At 51.8% G+C, this 26,286-nt stretch carries 23 protein-coding genes and 2 tRNA genes; 7 read left to right on the top strand and 18 right to left on the bottom strand.

Annotation, left to right across the window (positions count from 1 at the left end; translation table 11 throughout):
* Nucleotides 1-12: 12 nt before the first annotated feature.
* The gene (locus EQG79_RS00320) at nucleotides 13-1,164 is read left to right on the top strand and encodes a glycosyltransferase (RefSeq protein WP_129598706.1); all 1,152 of its coding nucleotides are present in this window, start codon (nucleotides 13-15) and stop codon (nucleotides 1,162-1,164) included.
* A gap of 27 nt (nucleotides 1,165-1,191) precedes the next feature.
* Here the strand turns inward: EQG79_RS00320 and EQG79_RS00325 are convergent, their stop codons facing one another.
* The 3 genes from EQG79_RS00325 to EQG79_RS00335 all read right to left on the bottom strand — a co-directional run bounded on the left by EQG79_RS00325 (nucleotide 1,192) and on the right by EQG79_RS00335 (nucleotide 4,938).
* On the bottom strand, nucleotides 1,192-2,040 hold the full coding sequence (locus EQG79_RS00325) for a polysaccharide deacetylase family protein (RefSeq protein ID WP_077919934.1): 849 nt from the start codon (nucleotides 2,038-2,040) through the stop codon (nucleotides 1,192-1,194).
* Between the two features lie 76 nt (nucleotides 2,041-2,116).
* Nucleotides 2,117-2,881 (bottom strand): methionyl-tRNA formyltransferase, encoded by a 765-nt coding sequence (locus EQG79_RS00330; protein WP_129598709.1) that lies wholly within the window; start codon nucleotides 2,879-2,881, stop codon nucleotides 2,117-2,119.
* Nucleotides 2,882-2,949: 68 nt separating this feature from the next.
* On the bottom strand, nucleotides 2,950-4,938 hold the full coding sequence (locus EQG79_RS00335; RefSeq protein WP_129598713.1) for a sialate O-acetylesterase: 1,989 nt from the start codon (nucleotides 4,936-4,938) through the stop codon (nucleotides 2,950-2,952).
* 134 nt (nucleotides 4,939-5,072) lie between these two features.
* On the opposite strand from EQG79_RS00335, the gene EQG79_RS00340 reads away from it, so the two are divergent.
* From EQG79_RS00340 to EQG79_RS00355, 4 genes are all read left to right on the top strand, one after another.
* Nucleotides 5,073-6,014 carry a glycosyltransferase family 2 protein gene (locus EQG79_RS00340; protein WP_129598716.1) on the top strand — a complete coding sequence of 314 codons (942 nt, stop codon included), beginning with the start codon at nucleotides 5,073-5,075 and terminating at the stop codon, nucleotides 6,012-6,014.
* The gene (locus tag EQG79_RS00345; RefSeq protein WP_077919938.1) at nucleotides 5,971-6,594 is read left to right on the top strand and encodes a WcaF family extracellular polysaccharide biosynthesis acetyltransferase; all 624 of its coding nucleotides are present in this window, start codon (nucleotides 5,971-5,973) and stop codon (nucleotides 6,592-6,594) included. Before EQG79_RS00340 ends, EQG79_RS00345 begins: the two co-directional genes overlap by 44 nt.
* Nucleotides 6,591-7,370, top strand: a complete 780-nt coding sequence (locus EQG79_RS00350) for a glycosyltransferase family 2 protein (protein ID WP_077919939.1) — start codon at nucleotides 6,591-6,593, stop codon at nucleotides 7,368-7,370. Before EQG79_RS00345 ends, EQG79_RS00350 begins: the two co-directional genes overlap by 4 nt.
* A gap of 171 nt (nucleotides 7,371-7,541) precedes the next feature.
* Nucleotides 7,542-8,750, top strand: coding sequence for an MraY family glycosyltransferase (locus EQG79_RS00355; RefSeq protein ID WP_077919940.1), 1,209 nt, complete (start codon nucleotides 7,542-7,544; stop codon nucleotides 8,748-8,750).
* Between the two features lie 324 nt (nucleotides 8,751-9,074).
* On the opposite strand, the gene EQG79_RS00360 is transcribed toward EQG79_RS00355, so the two are convergent.
* Nucleotides 9,075-9,148: transfer RNA gene (locus tag EQG79_RS00360), tRNA-Arg, on the bottom strand.
* Between the two features lie 244 nt (nucleotides 9,149-9,392).
* Between EQG79_RS00360 and EQG79_RS00365 the strand changes: the two genes are divergently transcribed.
* Together EQG79_RS00365 and EQG79_RS00370 are read left to right on the top strand one after the other, a co-directional pair.
* A complete protein-coding gene (locus EQG79_RS00365; protein WP_077919941.1) occupies nucleotides 9,393-9,818 on the top strand; it encodes a BLUF domain-containing protein in 426 nt (141 codons plus the stop codon).
* A gap of 36 nt (nucleotides 9,819-9,854) precedes the next feature.
* A complete protein-coding gene (locus EQG79_RS00370) occupies nucleotides 9,855-10,262 on the top strand; it encodes a response regulator (RefSeq protein WP_077919942.1) in 408 nt (135 codons plus the stop codon).
* 1,177 nt (nucleotides 10,263-11,439) lie between these two features.
* Here EQG79_RS00370 and katG read toward each other — a convergent pair.
* From katG to EQG79_RS00445, 14 genes are all read right to left on the bottom strand, one after another.
* The gene (gene katG, locus EQG79_RS00380) at nucleotides 11,440-13,704 is read right to left on the bottom strand and encodes a catalase/peroxidase HPI (protein ID WP_129598722.1); all 2,265 of its coding nucleotides are present in this window, start codon (nucleotides 13,702-13,704) and stop codon (nucleotides 11,440-11,442) included.
* Nucleotides 13,705-14,527: 823 nt separating this feature from the next.
* Nucleotides 14,528-15,031 (bottom strand): hypothetical protein, encoded by a 504-nt coding sequence (locus EQG79_RS00385; protein WP_129598725.1) that lies wholly within the window; start codon nucleotides 15,029-15,031, stop codon nucleotides 14,528-14,530.
* Nucleotides 15,032-15,420: 389 nt separating this feature from the next.
* Nucleotides 15,421-15,494: transfer RNA gene (locus tag EQG79_RS00390), tRNA-Pro, on the bottom strand.
* Between the two features lie 200 nt (nucleotides 15,495-15,694).
* Nucleotides 15,695-16,939, bottom strand: coding sequence for a hypothetical protein (locus EQG79_RS00395; RefSeq protein WP_129598728.1), 1,245 nt, complete (start codon nucleotides 16,937-16,939; stop codon nucleotides 15,695-15,697).
* A 91-nt stretch (nucleotides 16,940-17,030) separates the two neighbouring features.
* Nucleotides 17,031-17,480 (bottom strand): D-Ala-D-Ala carboxypeptidase family metallohydrolase, encoded by a 450-nt coding sequence (locus EQG79_RS00400; protein WP_129598731.1) that lies wholly within the window; start codon nucleotides 17,478-17,480, stop codon nucleotides 17,031-17,033.
* Nucleotides 17,481-17,486: 6 nt separating this feature from the next.
* Nucleotides 17,487-20,219, bottom strand: a complete 2,733-nt coding sequence (locus EQG79_RS00405; protein ID WP_165358804.1) for a right-handed parallel beta-helix repeat-containing protein — start codon at nucleotides 20,217-20,219, stop codon at nucleotides 17,487-17,489.
* Nucleotides 20,220-20,508: 289 nt separating this feature from the next.
* On the bottom strand, nucleotides 20,509-21,081 hold the full coding sequence (locus EQG79_RS00410) for a hypothetical protein (protein ID WP_129598737.1): 573 nt from the start codon (nucleotides 21,079-21,081) through the stop codon (nucleotides 20,509-20,511).
* Nucleotides 21,081-21,971, bottom strand: coding sequence for a hypothetical protein (locus EQG79_RS00415; RefSeq protein WP_129598740.1), 891 nt, complete (start codon nucleotides 21,969-21,971; stop codon nucleotides 21,081-21,083). Before EQG79_RS00415 ends, EQG79_RS00410 begins: the two co-directional genes overlap by 1 nt.
* Entirely contained in the window at nucleotides 21,952-22,347 is a 396-nt protein-coding gene (locus EQG79_RS00420) for a hypothetical protein (protein ID WP_129598743.1), read from the bottom strand. Before EQG79_RS00420 ends, EQG79_RS00415 begins: the two co-directional genes overlap by 20 nt.
* 25 nt (nucleotides 22,348-22,372) lie before the next feature.
* Nucleotides 22,373-22,528: a hypothetical protein gene (locus tag EQG79_RS30870; RefSeq protein ID WP_165358805.1), complete on the bottom strand. Its 156-nt coding sequence runs from the start codon at nucleotides 22,526-22,528 to the stop codon at nucleotides 22,373-22,375.
* Nucleotide 22,529: 1 nt separating this feature from the next.
* A complete protein-coding gene (locus EQG79_RS00430) occupies nucleotides 22,530-22,949 on the bottom strand; it encodes a hypothetical protein (RefSeq protein WP_129598750.1) in 420 nt (139 codons plus the stop codon).
* A gap of 25 nt (nucleotides 22,950-22,974) precedes the next feature.
* Entirely contained in the window at nucleotides 22,975-23,427 is a 453-nt protein-coding gene (locus EQG79_RS00435) for a hypothetical protein (RefSeq protein ID WP_206445569.1), read from the bottom strand.
* Between the two features lie 29 nt (nucleotides 23,428-23,456).
* Entirely contained in the window at nucleotides 23,457-25,607 is a 2,151-nt protein-coding gene (locus EQG79_RS00440) for a right-handed parallel beta-helix repeat-containing protein (RefSeq protein WP_129598756.1), read from the bottom strand.
* Nucleotides 25,607-26,269, bottom strand: a complete 663-nt coding sequence (locus tag EQG79_RS00445; RefSeq protein WP_129598760.1) for a hypothetical protein — start codon at nucleotides 26,267-26,269, stop codon at nucleotides 25,607-25,609. Before EQG79_RS00445 ends, EQG79_RS00440 begins: the two co-directional genes overlap by 1 nt.
* Between the last annotated feature and the right edge of the window lie 17 nt (nucleotides 26,270-26,286).

Genomic DNA, 26,286 nt, shown 5'->3' on the forward strand with positions numbered 1-26,286 from the left:
TTCGCGAGACATATGCGAATTCTGAACATTTGTGCCTACTCCTGGGAAACAGGAGGCCCCCCCAAAATCATCTTCGACCATACTCAGGTTGTACTGCGTCAGGGTCACCAGGTCGATATTCTGAGTCCCATCTCGCCCGGCGAACGTCCTTACCCGGTACCTGAGGGCGCGCGGTTAATTCTTTGCAAACGAACACCTGGTATCAGCCGATTTTTCAGGGAGTTTTCGGGCGAACTGTACCGCTTTTTACAGAAGCACGTCCGCGACTATGATGTCATTCACTGCCATGGACTATGGCACTTTGGTACGCTGGCGCCGTTTATGCTCGACCGGCAGGTAGCCAAGGTTATCACCATTCATGGCGTACTTGACCGCTGGACCTACGCTCAGAATAACTGGAAAAAGCGCATCATGGATACGCTGGCGCAGAAAGCGTATCTGCGTCGGGCCGATCTGGTGCACATCAACAATACCGACGAGCGCGAAGACGTGCTGCGGTATCTGGGTTACCAGCATCCCAACGTGGTCATCATTCCGAACGGGGTCAAGATGAGTGATTTTGTCAGCTTACCCGCCAAAGGTACTTTCCGAACCAAATTCGGTTTGCCACTCGACCAGAAAGTAGTTTTGTTCCTGAGCCGACTGAACAAGAAAAAAGGACTCGATCTGCTCCTGCCCGCCTTTCGGGATTACGTACGCCAGCATCCGGGCACCGTGCTGGCCCTGGCTGGTTCTGACGACGGGTACGAGGCCGAAACCCGGCAGTTTATCGAGCAGAACAACCTGGGTGATTCGATTCGGATGGTTGGTATGCTGACGGGCGACGACAAAAAAGCGGCACTGGCCGACGCTGATCTGTTCACGCTGCCCTCCTACTCCGAAGGCTTTTCCATGGCCGTGCTCGAAGCCATGGCTGCTGGCACTCCGGCGCTGGTATCTGATCGGGTTGGGTTCGGAGAGGCCATTCGTGAACACGAGGCCGCCGGCCTGGTCGACTTAACGCCTGAAGGTGTACGGGCGGGACTGGAACGCATGCTGGGCAACGATGCCCTGCGGGAGCGGGTCCGGCAGAACGCCACGAACCTGCTCCGGACCCAGTACGATATTGAGATCGTAGCGAAACGACTTCTTGACGAATACAGTCGGGTGGCCCGTAAAAAATAAACCGCCGGGACTAAATCCCGGCGGAGTCTATACATCCCGCCTGATCACCTTCGACCAGTCGACCTGCCGTTCGGCTTCGGCCAGGTCGATAAACGGAAAATCGTTCAGCAGCTTGTGTAGCTTGGGCCAGCAGTGTTTAAGACCGTAATAGGATTTGAACTGGCGTACCCGGCTCAGGCCCGGAATCATCGGCTGCCCGGCGTCGAAGTCGCGGGGGTGAAAATAGGTCATCACGTAGTCTGACCGGCGCATCAGGCCCCGAATGGCGGTATAGGGTAATAACCGAAAATAGCCCCCACCCGAGAAGATCAGATCCTGCCCCAGCACGGCGGCTGTGTTGATCGGGAACTCCTTCAGCAGTGTTCCGCCAACGTTCAGGTAGCCCGGCTCGAACATGCCCAGCGACGCATCGCCCCCGTGAGCCCGGCGGGCCGAAAACACCGAGCAGTCGATTTCGATTCCCTGCTCAATCAGAATCGGGAATACCCACCGGTTATACTCTTTGATAGAAAAACCCGGCGCCCGGTACGACCGCACTTTCTTGCCGGTCAGGTCCTGCAGGTGTTTGATTGACCGCTCCAGATCGGCCTGAAAATCGGCAGGGGTCTGCTCATAGGCCAGCTGGTGCGCGTACGAGTGGGTTGCGACTTCGTATCCGGCCGCATCGATCCTACGAATCACATCGGGGTGCTTATCGGCGACCCAGCCCAGACAGAAAAATGTGGCCCGGCTTTTCGTTTCATCCAGCAGCTGGAAGATCCGATCCATGTTCTCATAGATTCGGGTTTCATAGCGGCCCCATTCGGCTTCGGTCCGCGTCGACGCATTGTCCAGAATGTGAAACCACTCTTCAATATCAAATGTCAGAATATTCATAACTAAGGATGAAGGGAAAGATGGGTAAAGAAACAGGACTCAGACAAGTGTCCAGCCTCTTGGGCCTTCCTCCTTTTCAGTAAAACCGTTTGCCGGCTTTTAAAAACTCGTTGACGTCGTTGCGGGTGGGAAACGAAAAATAGGTCATCTGCGACGCATCGTTCTCGATGAGCTGGTAGTTACCGCTATGAATTTTATCGATCGATTCCAGAATAGCGTCCATGCCCATTTTCTTCGTGACATCGATCAGTTCAGCCTGGCTCCGGTTACTGATCTCCAGTTTGTTCTGTACCAGAATTGGCCCGCTGTCGATGCCTTCATCGACAAAAAACACCGATACCCCGGTATGGGTCTCGCCATTTTTCAACACCCAGAACGACGGCATCAGTCCCCGGTACTTCGGGAGCAGCGCCGTGTGCAGATTGATACAACCGTGGGTAGCCACGTCGAGTAGCTTCTGTTTGAAAATCTGGTTACCGGCAATAGAGACCAGGAGGTCAGGTTTATAGGCCCGCAGCTTCTGCAGATTTTCCTCTTTATTGATATTCCCCTCTATATGGACCAGGGGAATATTACGGTCAGACAGCACTTTACGAACGTTATTACGGCTATCGAGTTTCGAGGTTACGAACTTGAAGCCATACCGAATGAAGAAGGGTAAGCCGAAAATATCGTACGTCTTCTTCATTTTATCTTTAAAGCTCTCACGCTTGCCAAAGGGCGATACGTCAAACACCACCGTTGCTACAACTTCGGCATAAGGTGGCAATTTTTTCAGCAGGTAGTCAATGTTGCGGGCAAGGTAGAACGGATCGTCCTGCGTGAGAATAACTAGGCGCATAGATAAGTGAATCACAATGATGACAGCGCAAAACTACGGAATCCCGCGCAAAGCCAACGCGGATTCGCTTACCGTACAATCAGCTTCCGCTGTACAGTATGCCCCTGAGTAGTCCCCAGATCAGCAACATACAACCCGGTAGCCAGTCCGTCGAGGGCTATCGAGACTGTTTTACGGGCGGGACCCGTCCAGCTTTTAACCAGCCGCCCCGTCAGGTCGCGCAGATCGATGCGGGTAAATTGTACCTGATCGGATTCTATGTGCAGCTGTTGACCGGTAGCCAGCGGATTGGGATAGACCTGCACCAGCGGGGCCACAGGCTCGATACCCAGCACCAGGGGCCTTCCCATTACTACATTACTGTATTGAGACTCGGAGACCGCGCTGAACGCCCGCATCCGGTAGTAATAGATGCCGAACGGATCGGGCAGGTTTGTATCGGTAAACGAAGCTTCACGCGCCGTCAGGCTGGCAATCTGCCGGAAGTTTACCGGCGTTCCATCGGCCCGCTCAATAATCTGTACCTGGGCCGTTGGCAGCGCGGGCCAGCTGAGCTGAATTTCCTTCTCAGAGATCGGTTTGGCGGCCAGCGTACTTACGGTTGGAATAGCATCTGCCACGGGAAACCCATCGAATGAAAACGCCCGGATGCCCCGCTTGTTCCGCAGGGTTGGCCCGTCATAGAAATCAGACGTTGGTGGGTCCGAGAACACCGATGGCAGATAGCGTAAAAACCGCGCCGTAGCAGGCCCTTTCAGCGCCAGCTTTACCCGATTCTGCTGGGCATTTCCGGCCACTATCCAACCCGGCTGCTCATCCAGGTAGAAATAATCTTTTTGGTATCTCTCTTTTATAATCTTTCCATTCGAAAAATCATAAGTAATCGAGTCTGCCTTCCAGACCATATCCATACCCGGATCAAATACCAGCGTTATCGAGTCCTTCCGAGCATTATAAAACGCCTGTTTGATATCTGGCGAGTTGATCTGCATCGTGTCTGTAGAGCCGTAAAAATCACGGGCAATTTGCCGGAATTGCTCAAAAGCCATCTGTTTGTGTCCGTCTACGCCATAGTGCGTACCATCATACGTTCTCGTTCCAACGGTGGCAATCGCCTCTACATTTTTGAACAAATATTTTGTACGCCGTTGAAAGTCACGTAAAGCCGCAGCTCCTGAACGCTGCGCAGACATTAATATGTTAATCTGGCTTATGTAGATGCGGGCATTACCGTAATCTTCACGAATCTGATCATACAAGGTTGCAAATTTCTTGTCATAACCTGCAGGATCCGTTCCTGCCTCCGCTTCTCCCTGTTTCCAGATAAATCCTTTCACCTGCCGGGCCACGCCCGCCCATTGAGCCCGGCGGAGCAGTTTTCCGTAATAGAAATAGGGATTGGCAGGGTTAACCGGATCACGGGCTGCCAGTTCGGTAATGGGTTTCCCGCCCTCTGCGCCGTTAATGATCAGTGTCGGAATATTATAATTGGCCAGAATCAGTCGTTGCAACGTAATCCCAAACCCACCTACGCTATTATCTCCCTGGGTAAGCTGAAACCAATTTATATTCTGCACATCGTCTCCGGTGTAGGAGCAATTTCGCATGAATCGATCCTGGGGTTCAAACCCGTAGTCTCCTTCGTCAATACCTACCCGAGCCTGTGCGTTTGACTGGCCGTGAATTATAAACACATCACCGCAAACAAGCCGGCTTCGTGTAACAGATAATACTGTATCAGTATCCGTATATAAATACACTTCTATTCCGTATTCCGCCCGTTCGGCTTTGATTGTTGTACTAAAGCTGAATGGTCTGTCGGACTCGCCCACCAGGGTTTGGCTCAGTATATCGGTTACGACCCCTTCCCGCAGCACCTTTACCCCAATGCGTTTGAAGTCGCTCCAGGTAACAGTACCGCTTACTACGATTTTTGCCTGATTTTGAGCATCACGCGGATAGAGCTGTAGATTGCGGGGCAGTTCGGTATAATTTACCTGGCCCGAAACCGAAAAATAGTATAAAATCAATAAAAGGGTACAGTAAAGTCGCTTCATCGGCTTTTTCCCGTCTAAAAAAAGTTATAATATTGCGTCGACAATCGGCGCGTGGATAGTGGTGTAAAAATAATACCGAAAAGGCATTATTCGTATCGCAGACATGTTCTTTCGATTGATTTCGTATACAAGTTATGACTGACGTTTCTGTCATCATTTTAACGTTCAACGAGGAGAAGCATCTCGCCCGGTGTTTACAAAGTCTGCAATCCTTTACAGACAAAATCTTTATCGTTGACTCGTTTTCAACCGATCGCACGGTAGAGATCGCTCAATCAATGGGCGCTGTGGTTGTTCAGAATGCCTGGGTCAATTATGCTACCCAGTTCAACTTCGGTATTGCCAACACGCCTTTCAAGACGGATTGGCTCATGCGGATGGATGCCGATGAGTATGTACTGCCTGAATTATCCCATGAAATCACGCAGCGACTACCCACCCTGGCAGCTGATATATCGGGCATATATGTGAAACGTCGAGTTATGTTTTTTAATCGCTGGATGCGCCGTGGCGGGTATTATCCAATCTGGCTGCTACGGCTGTGGCGCCGTGGTCAGGGCCTTTGTGAAGAAATATGGATGGACGAGCACATTAAGCTGGCGGACCAACAGGGTTCACCTGCACAAACTGCTCATTTTCAGCATGATCTGGTAGACCACAACCTGAACAACCTGACCTGGTGGACTCAGAAACACAATCAATACGCAATTCGGGAAGCTATTGATTTGCTGAATATAAAGTATAACTTCGAAGATGCCAAACGAGTAACACCGAAGTTATTCGGATCTCAGGAGCAGCGCACGCGATTCCTGAAATTACAATATGCTTCGCTGCCTTTATTTACCCGGCCCTTTTTGTACTTTTTGTACAGGTACATTATCAGGCTAGGCTTCCTGGATGGTCGCCCGGGCCTGATGTGGCATTTTCTACAAGGGCTTTGGTATCGGTTCCTGGTCGATGCCAAACTATATGAAGTTTATCATACAGTCGGTCACGATAAGCAGGCAATCATCGACTATTTCCAATCAGAGTATGGCAAGAACCTCAAACCCGGCCGCCCCCATCCCGTCGGCTAGCGCAGCCTCTGCCGGCGAGGCATCTTCGGGTGCCAAGACCGATCTGGCCCGCTTTGACAACGACTGGTACAAGCCGGGTCCACGCTGGAAAATACTACTGTGGTTTCTGGCGAACTCAGTGTTTTTAAATAATTACCTACCCATACCCGTTGCGCTGAAAACCGCTATACTGAGGCTTTTCGGTGCTAAAATAGGCGTTGGTGTTGTCATTAAGCCGGCTGTCAATATCAAATACCCCTGGTTTCTGACAATCGGCAACCATGTATGGATCGGCGAGCAGGTATGGATCGATAATTTAAGTGAGGTTGTTATAGGTAATCATGCCTGTCTGTCGCAGGGGGCTTTGCTGCTTACAGGCAATCACGACTACCGGCGGGTTACGTTCGATCTGACAACCCGTCCCATCACTCTTGACGAAGGGGTATGGATCGGTGCCAGAGCGGTGGTTTGTGCCGGGGTCCACTGTCAGTCGCATGCTGTGCTGTCGGTAGGGTCGGTAGCCACCCGCTCACTCAGCGCCTATGGTATTTATCAGGGAAACCCGGCCGTTCTGGTCCGCCAACGAATTATTACTCCGTGAAAGTATCCATTATTACGGTTGTCTACAACGGCGCCGAACATATCCGGGATTGTATCGAGTCGATCCTGAACCAGACCTACGCTGACATCGAATACATCGTTGTCGACGGCCAGTCGACTGATGGTACCGTTGATATTGTTAAGTCATACGGCACGAGAATTGCGCGATTTATTTCAGAGCCGGATAAAGGGCTTTACGATGCCATGAACAAAGGAATTGGCCTGGCTACCGGCGACGTAATCGGCTTACTCAACGCGGATGACTTTTATCGGCACGATCGTGTTATCGACCATGTTGTGGCCACGTTTCAGCGTAGCGGCAGCGATGCTGTTTACGGAGACATGTTGTATGTTGATCGCAACGATACCAATCGGCTCAGGCGCTACTGGCGGTCGGGCTGGTACAGTCCAAACGCTTTTTTATGGGGCTGGATGCCGGGGCACTTGTCCTTTTTCGCCAAAAGGCAGCTCTATATACAGCATGGCCTGTTCCGGCTCGACCTGAAAAGTGCCGCTGACTACGAGCTGCTGCTGCGGTTCATTCATAAGAATAAAGCTAAACTGACCTATATGGATGAGGTAACCATTGTGATGCGGGACGGCGGAGTCAGCAACAAAAACGTTGGTAACCGACTGCGCGCCAATCGGGAAGACCAGCTAGCCTGGAAACTAAACGGACTTACCCCTTATTTTTTCACCCTTTGGCTGAAACCTCTGCGCAAGATAAGTCAGTACGTAACCCGACCCCCTCACCCGCCCGGTTCGCCTGTACACTAGTGACATAAGCCGTTTGATCAAATTTTTCTTGTGGTCTTAAATTAACAATTGATTTTTACGCTCCCTGCTGGGCCTGGTAGATATACACTCCTCTAACCAAAGAAGCAAAAAGGGGCTAGACAAACGGAGATACCAAACTCTGAATCACGCCATCACTAAACGACCAGCCTTATGAACATTGATTTATTTATTGCATACTTACAGCATAAGTTTGGAGAGGATATTTTCACACTTGGCCTGTATCAGTGCATATTATCCTTTTTAGTTGCCTGTTTCGTATCAGTCGTTTCCATCCCGGTAGTCATCAAGATTTCTGAGCTGAAGTCGCTGATGGAAAAACCGGGTGAACGTCGCTCTCACTCAACACCAACGCCCACCTTTGGCGGTATTGCTATCTACGCTGCCATCCTGATCGCCTATTTTCTCTGGCCCAGCATAGATCAGACCGATATATATCGTACCAACCTGTCCGTTGCCGGTATGACCATCCTGTTTTTCATCGGCATTAAAGACGATCTGGTTGGTATAGACCCGACCAAGAAGATTCTCTTTCAGGTAGTTGCAGCCATGATTCTGATCTTCTTTGGTGACCTGCGGGTAGATTACCTATATGGCATCATGGGATTTCACCACATCGCAGAACTAGTTGGTATCCTGCTGACCTGCTTCATTTTCATCGCCCTGACAAACGCTATCAACCTGATTGATGGGATCGATGGCCTAGCCGGGGGAATTGCGACAATTGCCAGTGCTACATTTGGCGGGTGGTTTCTGCTGACCAACCACTTTGCCATGGCCTGCATGGCCTTTACGCTATCGGGGGCGCTGATTGGCTTTCTGCGGTTCAACTTCTCGAAGACCAGCAAGATATTCATGGGTAACACCGGATCGCTGATCATAGGCTTCATGCTGGCTTTCTTCGCCGTTCGGTTTGTGAATCTAAACGCGTCGTTCCGCTACGAACCTACCGCTTTCTTCAACGCGCCAATCATTGCGATCGTCATTCTGATCGTTCCGATCTTCGATACGCTGCGGGTGTTTCTGGTACGTATTCTGGCCGGTCGTTCTCCGTTCTCGGCTGACCGGAACCACATGCACCATATCCTGCTTGACAATGGCCTTTCCCATGCCGGAGCAACCGCTGTGCTGTGTGGTATATCGTTCCTGAACACGGTCCTGTTTTTCCTGCTCCACCGCAACATATCCAATACCATGTCATTGCTGATTCTGATTGCGCTCTTCGGTATATACATGGTGGTTAGCTTCACGCTTAAAATGCGAGTGAAGTACGTTTCGACCCATCCCCGGCGTCGTAAAGCGGTTCTCCGCCGTGAGCTGCAAAACGGAATTGTTGGCAAACGTATCGTCGATTATCTGTAACAATATAATCTTCTTACAAGCATACCCTCCTCCAACATAAAACCCCTGGCCAGATGGCCAGGGGTTTTATGTTGGAGGAGATCGTAACCGTAAACAGGTGGTATCGGCCGCTTGTGATAAGTATGCATGTCACCAATAGTGTGAAAACAGAGTTGGTAGCATGGCGATATGTAATTGACGCATCAAGTTTTGCGTCTACGAAACCGTGAGGCCTGATGTCTGAATTTACTAGTTTGCCCGATCAATGCCCAAAGCGTTTGATAGCTCAACTAATAACTCATAAAAAAAGCACTTGACCATACAGACAAGTGCTTGATTTCAACGTGATCCCGTTTGGATTCGAACCAAAGACCGTCTGCTTAGAAGGCAGATGCTCTATCCAACTGAGCTACGGGACCGGATCTGATCCTGTGCGGGCATCGCCAAACTGATGAAGAGCAACCCGGTAGGCCAGATAATGCACAAAAGTACAGTGATCCGCCTGATTTTACAAAAACCGGTGGCTTTAATGGGCTGCTAATAGCCTATAACTATTCTCGTTAGTCGGCAAAAAATAGTATATGATAAAAGTCATATGATATACTAATAGTAATCAGTTCACAACAGGTTAAGTATACGCTGTTTTGTGTAAAAATACATCAGATGGACTACTGTATTGTCTACACGAGCTCGGTGACGTCGCTTCTGTCTTCTGCTGAGCTGGACAAGATCAGGCACCAGAGCCAGCTGAAAAACCAGTCACTAGACATAACCGGAATTCTTCTTTACTTCAATGGCTGCCTGATTGAAGTACTGGAAGGACCGGAAAAAGCGGTAAAAGAGCTGTTTAAAAAGATTAGCCATGATCCGAGACACAGCCAGCTTATCCAGCTATACGAAAGTCCAATCAGACAACGATCGTTTCCGGGCTGGTTCATGGGTTATAAATCGTTATCATCCAGCGAGTTTGAGCAAATTCGGGCGATCATCCCTTTCGTCAACAATCCGGCTGCCGACATCGATGCCCGACAAGAGAACGTTATTATTACCCTAGTCCAGCTTTTTTATAAAAATAATTATCGGAATTAAGTTATATTGTTTTACCAATTCAATCGAATCCACCGTATGCCTCTTTCAAGAAACCCACTGATTTACGTAGTCGATGATGATCCAGACGAACATTATCTACTACAAAGCGTATTTACCAACAAATATGCTGCCTGTAATTTACGCTGCTTCAGCCATGGCCGCGAACTTCTCACCCAGTTGACCCACCAGCTCGACGGACATCTTCCCGATCTTATTCTGCTCGACCTCGATATGCCCGTACTGAACGGACATGAAGTATTACAGGTATTGAAAAACGATTCAGACTGGCAGGGTATTCCCGTGATTGTGCGCACCTCGTCGGTAAAGCTAGCCGATATAAACCGGTCTTATGAACTGGGCAGCCGTGCCTTTATCGTAAAAAACAGTAGTTACCGTCAACTGGCTGAATGGGTTAGCGATCTAAGCAATAACTGGCTTAACTAAAACATATCAATAATTTTATTCTAAACGTATATTTTAGTACTATCCGTAACTTATTAACTTAAGAGTAGCCCAGACCCGATGGTTTGGGCTTTTTTTCAAAATAAATATACTTTTTTCAAAACTTTATAATCCACACGTAGTTTGTCTCCGTATATACATGTCTATGAATGAAAAGACGTGATCTTCCGCGTTTTACGACTTGCTGTACCTGCCGCCCTGCTTTGCGCATTGCGGCTATTTTTTTGTATTGTTTACCTATAGGTTAGAAAGATTGGCAGGCATTTTGCTTGTGAATAAGTACCTATGTATCCAACAACTGTCCTGGAATTCCCCCATGCCAGCCCTTTTTGGGGCAGTGTGCTCTATGCATTCTACATCGTACAAACCGTAACTATTACGGATACTGATGACGCAGAGCCTTGTTTTTTTGTGTACAGTTTAAACTAGTTCAATATGAAAAAATAGCTACTTCATTCTATTCGATTTCGGGCCAGTTACCCAGCGCCTGTCTCGTTTTTAGCTCTTTGCTTTATCCAACTCTTCTGTTTAATTGAGCCTGTTGCAGGAACATTCTTATACCTGCAGCAGGCTCCTTATCGGTATAAGTCAACCGATTCTTTTGCCTGCTGAGGGCTACGACCTTCTGCACAGCGGTAATCAGGTACTTTGCACTGTCCGGCCAAGTTGCTTAGAACCCCAGATGGCGAAATAATCTGGTAAGCCTAACGTATGCTAGCCGCTTGTTGGGTTAGCATTTGCCGTATTACCAGGGTATACACAACTCGACTCGTCAATTGATCAATCTGGCAGACTGGCGGGTGGATTGGCTATAAGCTGTATGGCCCGGCAAACCGTTTCGGCTTTAACCCCCATTATGCGTATAGTATGGGTGGTGGGCTGAGCAACAATGGAGATCTGCGCCGGATCCAGCGTTGCATCGAGATCAGTAATCGTCTTTTGCAGCCTGGGAATAGTTCCTGAGTACTCTACTTCCAGAGGAACCAGAGTAGAAAAAACCGGACTACACATTGGGTTTGGATAGTCAAAGATCATTGTTGATGAGTGTTAACTGGCCTGTCATATATCTGGTACATCAGTGGAGTAAATCAACAGGTAGTCCGTTGCCAGACTACCTGTTGATTGTAACATACAGCATAACCTTTTCTATCGGCCGAGATCAGGCCAGATCGAATCGGCCAAGATTCATCACTTTAGCCCACGCTGCGACAAAATCCCGCACAAACTTTTCCTGCGCGTCTCCGCAGCCATACACTTCAGCAATAGCGCGGAGTTCTGAGTTCGACCCGAAGATCAGATCAACCCGGGTTCCGGTCCACTTGCGCTCGCCCGTTCTACGATCACGTCCCTCAAAAACGTTTTGGGTTTCGGAGGTTGCTCTCCAGGTTGTTCCCATGTCGAGCAAATTGACAAAAAAGTCGTTGGTGAGCACCCCGGGCCGGTTGGTAAATACGCCATGCCGCGACTGATCAAAGTTTGTGTCCAGCACCCGCATACCGCCAATCAGCACCGTCAATTGCGGAACGGTCAGCGTCAGTAACTGAGCTTTGTCAATCAGCATGTCTTCGGCCGCCGACTTATGACTGGGGTTCAGGTAATTGCGGAACCCATCGGCACCTGGCTCGAGCGCATCGAACGATTCTACATCCGTTTGCTCCTGTGAGGCATCCGCGCGGCCCGGTGTGAACGGCACTGTAATGTCAACGCCGGCACTCTTAGCCGCCAGCTCAATACCAACGCATCCACCCAGCACGATCAGATCGGCCATCGATATTTTTGTATCGCCAGCCTGCGCGTTGTTAAATTCCTGCTGGATGCCCTCAAGAGTTTTCAGAACAGCCGCCAGCTGAACCGGGTTATTGACTGTCCAGTCTTTCTGAGGTGCCAGCCGAACCCGTGCCCCATTGGTACCCCCGCGTTTGTCGGAATCGCGGTAGGTAGACGCCGAAGCCCAGGCTGTTGAAACCAGCTGCGATATGGTCAGGCCCGACGCCAGGATCTTACCTTTCAACTCGGCAATGTCCTGATCGTTGACCAGGGGGTGCGTAACGGCAGGAACCGGATCTTGCCAGATCAGCACCTCGGTTGGCACTTCTGGTCCCAGATAACGCTCTATCGGCCCCATATCACGGTGGGTCAGCTTGAACCACGCCCGCGCGAATGCGTCGGCGAACTCGTCTGGATTTTCATGGAAGCGTCTTGAAATCTTTTCGTAGGCGGGGTCCACCTTCAGCGCCAAATCTGTCGTAAGCATGAAGGGGGCATGCCGGATCGACGGGTCGTGTGCGTCGGGGATCGTACCCGCACCTGCCCCGTTTTTTGGCCGCCACTGGTGGGCTCCACCCGGGCTCTTGGTCAGTTCCCAGTCGAAGCCGAACAGGTTATCGAAATACTCGTTGCCCCATTTCGTGGGGGTTGTAGTCCACGCCCCTTCGAGCCCACTGGTTATGGTGTGTGCCCCATGACCGGTGCCAAATGAGTTTTTCCAACCCAGGCTTAGCTCTTCAATGCTTGCGCCGGCGGGTTCAGAACCAACGTATTCGCTCGGACTGGCCGCTCCGTGGGTTTTACCAAACGTGTGCCCGCCTGCTATCAGCGCAACGGTTTCTTCGTCGTTCATGGCCATCCGACCAAACGTCTCACGGATGTCGTAGGCCGCGGCAAGCGGATCAGGGTTGCCCTGGGGTCCTTCGGGGTTCACATAGATGAGCCCCATGTGAGATGCGCCAAGGGGTTGCTCGAGTTTACGTTCCGGACCACTGGGGTACCGTACGTTATCGCCCATCCATTCGGTTTCAGATCCCCAGTAAATATCCTCTTCCGGTTCCCAGACATCTTCGCGCCCGCCACCAAAGCCGAACGTTTTGAATCCCATCGACTCCAGCGCGCAGTTACCGGCCAGGATCATCAGGTCAGCCCAGGAAATTTTCCGACCGTATTTCTGTTTGATCGGCCACAGCAGCAGACGAGCCTTGTCGAGGTTCGCATTGTCGGGCCAGCTGTTGAGGGGAGCAAAACGCTGGGCCCCGGAACTGCTCCCTCCGCGGCCATCGCCAATGCGGTAGGTACCGGCACTATGCCACGCCATCCGGATGAAGAAAGGCCCGTAGTGACCGTAGTCCGCTGGCCACCAGTCCTGCGAGGTAGTCATCAACTCAACTATATCCTGCTTGACCGCAGCCAGATCCAGCGACTTGAACGCTTCGGCGTAGTTGAAACCTTCGTCCATCGGATCGGTCAGAGACGAATGCTGCCGTAGTATGTTCAGCCGTAACTGATTTGGCCACCAGTCGCGGTTTCTCGTTCCACCACCAGCGCTCTTATTCAGTTCTCCATTCAGAAAAGGGCATTTGCCTACTGTATTGACGTGGCTTTCATCGTTGACGTCCAGCGCAGTTGTCTCAGGACTTCCGTTGTTTCCCATTATGATAGTGTTTAGTGGTTTTACGAATCAAATTTACATGAACCTTTATATAGTACCAATCTATTGTTTTTATACTGACATAGAGTAAATCTATAACGAAGATCTAACTGACACGCGGTTTGCCAACAAGCTGGTGTTTGGGAGATGGCGCTTCCAGCAAGAACGCCTGTTTCGATTGGCACCATCAACAAGGGGCTATTTGCTACCCATAAAAGGCCGGTGAAAAAGGGAAAAAGAAAACCTGCTCAGATTGTGCGAATTAGCTCCATGGACAAGTACATCACTCGTGAGACATCTCCAATATCGGTCAGCAGCCTTATGTCATCCAGCAGAATAAAGACAACTACGGGCCGTGTCCGAAGCTGTTGTATGAGAATAAGCTGGTGGGGAACGAACCCAGAGCCACCCACGACCACAGCAGCCGCTGGCGCTGGTATACCGGCGCGAATAGCCTGGTCGATGTGGAAGGCGTTTTGAGACGTTTAACAGGCAACACCGTTAAGGTGACCAAGCGCATCAACCTGACGGCCGCATACCTGTAGCCACTTTCATTTAGACGAAAGGAGCAAATCACAGAGGTCTATTAACTGTCCAGTTCCCTGAAAGCAGAACTGGACTTAAGCCAAAACAGCATTCTCACAGGTGCAAAAGAAAACTGACCACTGATCTGGGAGAAGTATAAGGATTGAACGCCCATCGGCAGCACGAGCTAAATTGTACACTGCAGATATGCTGCTTTATATAACTCACATTGTGTTATTCGATTAAAAGCAGTATAACAATCGCTGCTTTACGAAGCTGTTCTTAAAAACATATAAAACTGCTAGAAGCTATGCCCTATTGATAGACCTAAAGAGGGACTAAAAATTCGGCTATTGCCAATTAACCGTATCAAGGGAGTAAAACCAGCTCGTAACATAATCCCTCCTGTCAGCTTCTGATAACGGTAACCTAATCGTGGAACAGCAAATAAAGAGGTTTTTCTCTCAAAGCTCGAAAGACCTAACTCATTATTCCTTCCACTCGCACCAGTTAATCCTAAACCAAAGTCACCATGATGATCACCCTTCCCTGTCAACATAAGTAACTCACCTATAAGAGCTATTGTAGCGGGTCTCTCTCCAAAGTAAGAAGTACCTACTCTCAATCCATAAGCCTGTTTTTCCTTTTGAAGTAAGAGACGTTCATAGTTAATCGAATAAAGCGCACCAGACCCCAGAATCTCTAGATAGACAGTGTTACGAGCCGTTAACGATTTGACTTTCTGTGCTTGAGAACACAGGCTATAAACTGACAGGATAAAAGTTAAAATTACAGGAGCTTTCATGGAAGGAAAAGACAGTTTTCATCCGTAACGTATATGAATATATCTTCTACATAAGTGAAAAATAAAGTATACTAAGCGGCAGCCTCTGTCAATACTATACCATTGATCTTTAATATAAGTGTACGCTTGAAACTGTTATATAAGTTAATTTATATTCAAAAGCCTAAATGCAGTAAAACTTTCTGTTTATTCTGAACACCCCAGACACGATAGACCACGCAAAGGGTGATTGAGGCCGCAACCAAACACGCTGCTGGTTGTGTAGTTACTCGTTTTCAGTACCAGGCTTCGTACCATTCTTCTATGCCAATTGCTGCCAAAAAACTGCCAATACGTATGGCTGAAAAAGAAAAACCGCCCAAATCTTGCGAAATGGACGGTTTTTAGTGTCGGGGTGGCAGGATTCGAACCTACGACCTCCTGCTCCCAAAGCAGGCGCGATACCGGGCTACGCTACACCCCGAGTTGTTAATTTCTAGTAAGCCGTAGCAATCATACTAGAAAGGCACGCTACTGTTTTCTGCGGAGAGAGAGGGATTCGCAAAACTGGCCTTTTTACGGCCTGAAACAAGAATTTCTTTTTTCAGGGAATGAAACCGGGAATGCCCCTTTCTTTCGACATCACAAAGGTACCCTTTTTTCTATATTGATCAAACGGTCAAGTTAAAAAGTTTGCAATCGTTTGATGAGTGGCATCGCGTCGCCCCAGTACGTCTCGGTGTTGGACGCGAAATAAACCGCTTTGTCATACCCGGTATCCGTGCTGTTGTTGCCCTGCCGAATATCCAGCAGCGGATGCTGGTGGTACACACCCTCCCAGCCCGTATTGATCCCCAGCTCGAAATCGCCTTTGAACGTGCCGTTCCGGTACGACGCTAAGTTCTGACGGGCTTCACTGAGCAAATGGCTGCACCGGCCCCCGGCTCCGGATTGCAGCGTCCTGGTACCGTTGGGGTCCGACGCCCAGAAGCCTAATTGCTGCGGCACGGGCCGGACGTCGATATGCCTTACGTGCGTATAGAAATAGACTTTATCGTGTCGTATCATGGCCCGGCTCATGGTGTCTAGGTACGTGTGGGGGTATAAAATGTCGTGTTCCAGGGTCAGCACATTGGCGTCGGGCGGAATGACTTCAAGCCCGGCAATCATCTGCTCATAGATCGCGGGGTGCCAGTGGGTGTCGGTCGGCCGGCAGTGTACCTGTACGGCGTCAAGCGGTATCCGCCCATCCTCGTGCCAGCCGACCACCACCAACCGGTCCTCACGCAGTCCCATTGCGTTGATATGGGCCAGCACCCGGTTCAGCACAGCGTCCGCAATCTTGTGGTGGGTGTACAACATGCCCCAGGTTTCGCGCTCGGCCGGAGCCAGATTCCAGACGGTCGGCCAGAGCCGTTCGATACAGAACGGGTAGAGCTCACCCGCTCCCAGCACTTTCCACATCTGCCAGTAAAATGCATCGCTGCGGGACTGGATCGTGGCCCGGCTCACCACGTACTGCGAGCCGGCGCAAAAGCCGATGGGATAAACGGGCTCCACGTTGATCATGGCTTGTACCGTGGTCAGGGGCAGGCCGGGGTGGTTGGGCTCACCGTTGGCCTGGCACGTATACCAGCCGCCCAAGATATGCTCGGTATCGGTTTTGAAACACGACCAGAACAGCGAGTGCTGGATATGGGCAAACGGGTTGCCGGTGACAAACGCGGTTAAATCGGACAACGTGTTATACCGGGCGATGCAGTGGCGGATCACGACGCCGTGGTGGCTCGTTTCTTCGGTCGGCTGCACGTCGGCTCCCGGATACTCGGTCAGTGTCCGGCTGTATACAGTGATCTGCCAGCCGGCCGGTACTGCACTCAGCCAGTCGAGTGATTCGGTGGTATGGGCAACAACAAGTTCGCGGGTCATAGGAATGTGGGTTGAAAGAAACCCCCGGCCCAATGCGCCGGGGATTTGCAGCATTACCACTCAATGGTTTTAATAATCTTTTTACCTTATATCAGGATATATATTTCACCTGCTTGCGGTTCTTGCCTTTTCCCCGGTAGCCGATGTGTACCCATTCGGGTTTGTCTTTAGTGCCATACTCCCACAGCAACTGGTCGAAATCCACCTGGCTTTTGACGTGCGCAAAGAGCGTTTTGTTGGTCAGTTCGCGACCGGCCCCGTCCATGTCAATGTCGATAGCGTTGCCATTTGGGTGATCAGACGTGCTCGACCCACCCACCGCACTGTTCAGGGCCGGAGTCCGAAAAAAGCTGCTGACGGGCAGTTTGTAGCCAAAGTGGTCGCAGAGCGGGGCGTACACGTTGTCGTATAACCGCTTCATGTTGTTATACTGCGCCTGGGTTGGTGTATTGTCTATGCCCAGCCGGATGGCAGTGGTGGACTTAATGGCTTCGGCATACGTCAGCCACTTGCCAAAGTCGGGGTAGGTTTTTTTTGCCATAGCTGTTTAGCGGCCAATGGTGATGTAGGAGAAGCGGTAAGTCGTGCTCCCGCTGGGTGCGGTGGTTGTTGCGACAGAAAAGCCGGTCGTGGATTCACTTGTCGTGAATGCGGGCAGCGAGGTGCCCTGCGCTCCAGACACAACGACGATGGGCGCATTGGTCACATAGGCCGTGGGAAATGTAAGCGTGGCCAACGTGCCCGCTCCCGGCGCAGAACCTGTGACGACAGTAATTATCCCAGCCGTAGCCGTTCCTACGATTGATACGGTTGGCCCCGTACCGGCCCCGGCCCCAGCGGCTACCGTGGGCGCAGCTCCTGCGCCATAGACCGCACTGGTAGACAGCGAGCCGGCGAGTTGTGCAATATCCCGCCCATTGTCCGTTTGCGTGCCAATCAAAACTCGGTTGGTGGGCGTTGTTGTCATAGTAATCACGCCCATATTGTACAGGCGCGTGAACCCATGCGTCCAGCCTGAGAGATTCTTGGATGCCTGACCGATTGACAGCACCCCTGTTCCACCGCCCAGCGTGCCCGTGATATATCTCAGGCCGACCGTCGCATCGTTTGAACGGGCCGTGCCCAGTTTCAACTCAAAGCGGGTTTGAGCGGCATCTGTCGTATATAGGAATGTTTCGTTAGGATCAGACGACTGAAACCAGTGTCCCGACGCCTGGCCCGCTGTAATGAATCGCACACCGATACCATCGGTGTGCGAGAACGATACCGTACCTGACAGCGTAGGGCTTACCGCCTGCGCCATTTCCCGCCAGCCCGTGTTTCCTGTAACACCGGACCCTTTGTAGAAAAACCGACCCGTTCCGGCGGTGATGTCTCGGTAAATAGCTCCTACGGGAGCGGCTATAACGCCTATAGGGCTTCCTGTTCCGGCGTAATCGTAACCAGCGAGGCTCAAGTCGGCCCATACGCCCGGTGTTCCCGCTGTGATACAGACCCACCCACTGACCGCTCCGGGCGCGGGATTACTGTTCAGCACCCGGTCGCCCAGCCGCCACGTGCCGGTCGTCGGGGCCGATGTTCCATCATGGCTCCGCAGGGTCTGGCGCAACACGACGGATGGGCTGAGCTGGTAGGGCGTCTGCACAGCGGCATCAATTTCGTTGCCGTCTATAAACGTCTTACCGTCTATCTCATCGGTGTATATCCCGTACCGATAGTTCCCTCTAATGTGATTGCTGCGAAGCGACAGGTTTGTACACAGTGACTGGCCCACGAACGACAAGTACTGACCAACCGCGCTGAACGCCCCAGAGCCCCTTGTGCCGGTGAACTGAAACGTATTCCTGTTAATATTCACATCGTCCAACGGCCCGCGACTGATATACCCTGTGGTGCTGACGACCGCCCCTCCTGATTGGTAGTGCGTGGCTGACGTGTAGTCGGCTGAGCGCAGGAAGTGGTTACCTTCGATATAGACTTGGTTGCCTTCCACCACAATGGCCTGGATTGGGGTCATCACCGAGTCGCTGATAAACTGATTGTTGGTAATGAAAATCTTTCTGCTGAGGGCTGCCGACTTGACGCCAGGCGTCACATGCGCCCCGCGAAGCATGATGACCGATTCTGTGAATTCCAGGTTGACAAATTTGTTATTGGATATTGTCCAGTTCTCAATAACGTCGTTGTAAGTGGACTGGATAGCGGATGGGGGGTCGGCAGCATTCCAGCTACTCAGGCCCGTTCCGGTAACTTGGTTGCCCTGAATCAGCACGTCGCGGTTCACGAACGCAACCCCGCCGTCAGCACCCGTCAGGGCAATGAATTTGGGATTGTTGGTAGAGATATTATTCAGGAACGATACCCCCCTGATTTTGGATGTCTCAAACGCGTAGGCACTTTGGTTGGTGATGACATTTTTGCTAACAACGATTCCTTGCGAGGTCGATATACCGATACCGCGTGTGCCTGTGTTAATCGTGTTTCCCGATACGACACCCCGAGTGACACCGTGGTACTCGATGGGTATCGGTCCGGCCGCCCCGGCGCCTGCCCGACAATTAACGATTGTATTGTTAGTGACCTGACAGTCGAAATACACGTCGAACCGCAGGTCGTTAATATTCAAGTTGTCTTCCAATCCGATGATATTCCCCCCACAATCATCGAATTTATTATGGTCAACTAAAACATCGCTGCGGCCTTTTGAGGTGCCGCGTACGCTGATCGCGTTCGTACCGGACAGGAACTTGCAAAACGTAATCTGTAACCCACTGAACGGTGCCGATGTCCAGTGATACACAAACGGGTTGATGCCGTTTTTAAAGTTTACGTGATCGATCACCAGACTATTCACACTAGTCGAATACGACTTAATGGCCGAGACGGGCGTGGTATTGAGTGATAGATCGAGCGTCAGGTTCTCGATCGTAATGGAATCCTGACTAGCGTTTAGCCAGCCCGTTACCTGGTCTGGCTGTTCGAGGTTGGGGCTTGACTGACCCACAACGCCAGGATGGAGTACGAGCGTCGTTTTGCCCGCTACCCCCCCGATGCGACACCCGCGCGGAATCGTAATCTGTCGGAAACAGAAACGACCTTCGGGCACATTGAGCGACTTGACCGACGTTAGCGCGGAGACCAGCAGCGCGGTATTGTCGGCTCCGTCGCCCGCTACGGGTGCCCACCACTCAAAGCGGGCCGGGCCGCGAAACTGCCGCACCCAGACGCCCCCGCCTGATGCCGGAAAGACGCACCCGCCATCCGGGGTGCCGGATGGCATATAACAGAAATTACCGCCCCGCACCCCGTCGCGTACGTGGACCGCCAGGCCCGAGCTACCCGTTGTAGCTGTTAAACTAGGGATGTCCGCGACATGGACCACACGCTGTATTAATGCAGCCGGTACTGAGGACAAGACTTCGAGTTGGGACTGAACCAGGTTAAGGTCGTTGCGTAATGCAGGGTCGTTGGTTGCCGTACCGCTTACGGGTGGCCGAATAACTAGCTGCGCTAAGGTACTCGTACTAAGTAATGTTGCGTAGACCAAAAAAAGCCAAAGTCGAAGCATGTTATTGACGTTTAAAGATTAGAACTCGTACGGTCGTTCCGGTTGCGTTCACCACTAGACTGGACAGCGGGGTTAGTTTGTTGCTGGACAAATCAAGCTCGGTACTAAATAGCCGCTGTTCGCCGGGATTCAGCGTGTACACAAACCCACCATAGGTCAGTGTCGCCGTTTGCCCACCCAAGTTTTCCGTTATGTACTTGAAAGCCCCGGTCGCCGGCACGGTATTACCGCTGGTGGTGTAATCCACCGTCGCGTTGAGTACCGAGCCAACCGTGGTAAAGTTGCCTATCGTGGTTCGCCAGCTATTGAGCGCGTCGGCATAGGTCAGGCCGTAGGGCTGGCCGTCGCGGTTCAAAAACGTGTCGTAGGTCGCGTAGCGCACCGGCTCACCCGACACCGTGAGTGTTGCGGTACCGGGGTAGAGTACGACGCTTACATCCCTGGCGTCGCGGAACCGGACAAACGTACCCTGGGCGTCGCCAATCGCGTATTGAGAACCAACCGGATAGATCCGGAACTGGGCCAAGGCTCCCTGTGTACCCAGCAGGAGCAGAATGAGAATCTTGATTTGCATCAGTACGTTTGTTTAGCCATCATTAACGAATCAAAATGGTACGTTGAGTCCAGGTACGATGTGGGCCGAACGGGCGGCAGGCTGCTGGGTAGCTTAAACTCCTTCCGCGCCGGGGGCTGTATCTTGGGAATAGGGGTTTGCAGCCGCTCACGGACGCTTTTTTCTATCGCGTTCAACGCCCGCATCGTGGCCTTCGTCCGGCTCAGCTCCTGGCTGTTGCGGGCTTTGTTCGCCTGCTCCAGTTGCCGCAGCACGAGCTGCATTTCCTGTTTCTGCACCAGTAGCTGCTCCAGAAACAAACTGTCCTGGTGGCGTTTCAACGCCAGAGCAGCCAGTTTCGCCGTGCTGTCCTGCACCACGGCCTGCCGGGTCGCGGCTATCGAAATGGTTTGTTTCGTTTCAATCTTGTTGACGTTGCTGTACAGTACGCCGGTCGCAAAAATCAGGGCGATTACACCCAGCACCCACTTCTGCCACCGCTCCATTTGCGCCGTGAATAGCGCAACTTCCCGCCAGGGAATGACCTGGTTCTCGACCGATAACACTTGCTCAATCGTGGTGTCGTACTGAGTCCGTAGCTGATATAAGTACCGCAGGTACAGACTGGCCCGGCTCCAGACCGTCCAGGCCCAAGCCGTGTACAGAATCGGCCGGTTCACGTCGGCCCAGCTCGGATGCCGGGTCGTGGCCGTGATCACGTCGATGTATATCTGCATGACGACGCCCAGCAGCAGCAGCACGAACGCTCCCCTGTACACACGCCCTTTGTGCATGGAGAAGAAAAAGTTGATCACCAGGCCGGGGGCAGCAACCGCCAGGGCCAGGGTTTCCCACCAGTCGAAAATGACCTGCGCCAGTTCGGGGAAAGCGTTATACGTTGTTGGTTCCATCGTTACCGGGTTTACTAATATTGCGCCACTTGCTATACGCCTGGGCCAATGTGTCAAACAGGTTCAGTGCCTGATCCGGGTTTCCCTTTATCCTGGTCAGAATAGCCGCGACCACGCTCATAATAGCCCAGCCTGCGAAGCTGACAATGGCATAGACCGATTCAACCGGCCAGTCTGGCATCCACTTGCGCTGCACGGTGGCAGCGGCATAGTGGCTAACAAAAAAGCTGACGGCGATCTGCGAGAAACCACCCCGCCAGCCGGTTGGCGGGAAAAAAATCAGGGCGATAGACCCCCCGATGAGTTTGGCGAAAAACTGCCCGACTTCGGGTGGCATCCCGGCAAACAAGCCGAAAAAGTATTGCCAGAAACTCATAGGGTTGGTTGATGGGGTATTGCGCTCAATGCGCCGAATAGCTTTCGACTCGTTTCAAGACCTTTTCCACTTTCCGTCGCTTGCACCAGCCCTTCATCGCGCTCCTGACGTCGGTGACGAACGAGTCGAAATAAGCCTGGCGCGTGACCAGCGAGTCGTAGCGGGGTCTGATCCGGCTCAACTCAGCGAGTTGCCGGTAGATTTCTTCCTCGCGCTGCCGGGGCGTTAGCGTTGTGGCGGTAGGCGCGGTTGACTGAGAGTAAACTGTCAATGGCATTGTGCAGCACAGCACTATCCAGACGAGTAGCGGCCAGCGAGTCGGCCAGTGAGTTTTTTTTCTCGGTTTCATGGTTGGCTTCAACTTTAGTAGTGGCGGTTCGGATCGTCTCGAACTGGGTCTGTGACAGAGCCAGTAGCGAGTCGTGCCGGGGTTGCAGGTAGTCCAGTTGATTCTGCTTGCGGCCGCTGACGTAGAGCGACAGAATCAGCCCCACCAGCAGCAGCAGCACCAGAATAAACGGGTTGCGGTATACATACAGAAAGCCGTCTCGCAGGACTGCGCCCGCTTTGGTGACAATAGGTTTTAGAAAGGCGATAAACATACGCAATATGGTTTAAATATTGTTATTAACTTATTTCGAGCACGGCTTCTTTGGTCTGGATGGACGTGCTGGTGGACAGCGACACGAACTGAGCCGTTACCCGCAGCGTCTGGGCCGTTGTGGTATCCACCGTCCAGTCCGCGTCGGCCGTAATGCAACTGGTGTTGTACTGACCAACGACGCTGACGTACTGAGCACTCATGCTGTTCACGTTGCTGATCCGCACATCGAGTACCAGCGGTTTGCTACCACTGGCCAGCAGGGCTACGGCCGTGAACACGGTTAAGCTACTGCTACCCAGATACACCTTTATCGTGACGGCCGGGGGCAACAGACCCGTGGTTAGCCGACCCACGTAATGCAGGGCCAGCGTTTTCTCCAGGCCCAACTTGCCGGCCGGGATGGAAGCCGAGAAAAGATCGGTTTCAGCCGTTGAGTTGCTGATGGCCGAGACAACATCCACACTGGACATGGACATGCCTCGGCTGGTTTCTCTGCGATTTGGCATTAGATAATCGTTAAGGTACCTCTGTTGGCGACAATAGAAAACTCGTTAGCGGCAATCTTCTCCACTACCACGGTGTCGTACCGGGACTGTGACTGAACGTAGCCACCGGTCCCCGTCGTGGTGTCGGACGCGCCGTGAATGACCTGACCTGCGTTCTGCGCCAGCCGCCAGCCGCCCGTTCCCATGCCCCGGATAGATACCTGTTCCCCAACCTGAATAGCAGAGTCAGCGGGTAGTGTTATGGTAATTAGCGACGAGCTGTTGGCTACGTATTTTGTGTTGGGGCTTCCCGTGGCTGAGCTTGTTAAAACAACAACAGGCGTCACGACAGCGACCTTATTTCCTTTGGTTTTCAGACTATCCTGCCCGGCCTCCAAGATTGGCAACGTGGTAGAGGAGTCGTAGATTAAGGTACCTGTGGGTGTAGTAGAGGTAAACGTTAGGGCTGAGACAGGTGTTGCCTGTGTGGTTTTTACGTAAAAAACCCCAACCTCCATAAAGCTGTCAACAACAATATAAAGTGTTGTGGATGCGTCAGCGTTTCTGTAAGCGACCACCTTTCCGGGAGACGAATTGTCGCCCTGACAAACCGCGCTGGCTATAAACGCATCGCGTTGACCTACGTTAAGGGTCAACACCTTTTTGGCGTTACTCGAATAGCCCCCCAGTGACACGATCAACAAACTGCCATCATAGCTGGCCCCAGACGACCCTGGTAGCGAGAGGATCGGGGCGTACTGCACACCAGAAGCAGCCGTTACGGCGGACAGCTTTAGGTCAGACGTACCTAACGCGCCAATATTGGTTCTGGCCTGCGCCTTCTGTCCGCTTGATAAGGACTGACTGGCTCCGTAGGAAACCAGATTTGTGCCGTCACCGTTGGGCAAAATGTCGGGCAACGCTTGTCGTTTCTGCACATTGCCAAACACCTTATGGTTTGTAACCGAAGCGGTTAAGTTATGTGCTCGGGTATAAGGCAAATTGAGACTGGGGAATGAATCAATAATGTTGTCGGTGGACAAGAAGCCGTTTACGTTGTTGGCGTAGATAGCATCCCCTTTTGTTTTAAGTATGTTGTCGGTTATAAAAACGTTTTCAAGCGTACCGCCATCGCCGTTAAGGGCAATGTTTACGTTGGTTGGATTAGTCGAATAATCAACGATCTGGTTTTGCGAAATCAGCACGTCATAAAACTGACTACCGGCCCCCATTTGTAAAATGATTCCGTAAGACGTGTAAGACTCAATACTGTTTTGCTGAATAAACAAATCAACGGTTTGCGCCCCAGGAGCTAAACTCATATTGAAGGCAACGCCATTTTCCACGCCGTCAAGGGGCAGGAATTTATTCTTGTACACCATTAATCCACCCGATGACTTATAAAAAATAGACGCCAGGCTGTTGCCACGGAACTTGTTCTTTTCTATAATGCTATCCCCGCCGTCCGGGTGTGGCTGATTTTCCACCCACACACCGTACTGCCCAGCCAGAAACCGATTGTTTTTGATGGTTTGAAACGCGGCATTGTGCAGGTGAATGCTTTGCTGGCAGTTCAGAAAAAAGCAGTTGTCGATAATTGAGTAGCTGTTGCCGCCCGTCACGTACAAGCCTCCTGTGTTGAGCCCGTACGTGGGTGGCGACACCATAAAGACATCGCGCAGACAGGTCTGATTCAGGGTGTCGATCACAAAACAGTACGCGTCGTCCTCGGCTAGTGCAAAGATGCTTCGATTGCTGTCACCAAAAATAGTCAGACTGTTATTGATCAGTACATTGGCAACCCGTATGTCTGGTCCACTTGGCACGTATAGGCTTCGGCCCGTGGCGATACAGTAATTGACCGCTTTCTGAACCTGGCTTGTCGCGTTTTGGCCTGACGGCACTTTCACATAATCGCGCAGATTTACGGCACGATCTACACGGGCTCGCCAGGCCCCGCCCCCTTTGCCTGGCGCAGCTACGGTCAATACGCCATCTGCTCCACTACCCGTTGGGTCGTAGTCAAATGAACGCCCCGCAGCTATAGTAGCCCGGTTTTTTAAGCCCTGATAAGCCTCCAGTGCTGTTTCATCCAGAATAAAATCCTGCTTCCCTTTAGCTACTTTAGCCAGCTCCCGAAAACCAGCGGACACTCGTGTTTCAAGGCTCATTACGCTGCGAGTTCAGTGTTGATAATAGCGACAAAATCTGTATCGGGGTTGCCGATTTCCGTACTCCCGTACTTGGCGTTCCAAGTTGCTTTTTCTAAAGCGGTTGTGTACAGGTTGACAACACCCTGCGGTACGGCATCCGACGAACCGGGGCTGGGTGAAATCTCGGTGTACGAACTGCCGCCCCACCGCCACGCTTTGTTGGTGTCCAGCGCGACGTAAATCTTACTGTTGGAGCCGGTAGCCGGAAATTCAGCCAGGCTGTTACGCTCTATCACTTCGTCCACGAACGACGGAAGCTGGGCGGACGGCACCTTGCCGGTGCTGTCCAGCGACGCGACGCCGTTAATCGCGCCTTTCTGCGCCTGAATCTGGTTGGCAACCGCATCGGCAAAGTCGATGATGGTACTGGCGGACTGCGTACCGGTGTGGGTGGACCGGTTGCGGTACTGCTCAATTTTACTGCTGGAATACGTCGAGCTGCTGGACGACGCGTTGTCGTTGATGCCCACGGCATTGGCTATCGACTGCTTGACCTCGTTGATCGCAGCGACCAGATTGGTTTTGTTGGTCGTGGCCAGGTCGCTCAACTTACCGGTCCTTGCGATAATCTCTTGGGCAATGCGTCGAAACGCGGCACTTAGTCGTTGTTCTAAAGTCATGGCGGTTGTTGTGTAAT

Origin of the sequence: Spirosoma sordidisoli, from assembly GCF_004138325.1 — a bacterium.
Classification (GTDB): domain Bacteria; phylum Bacteroidota; class Bacteroidia; order Cytophagales; family Spirosomataceae; genus Spirosoma; species Spirosoma sordidisoli.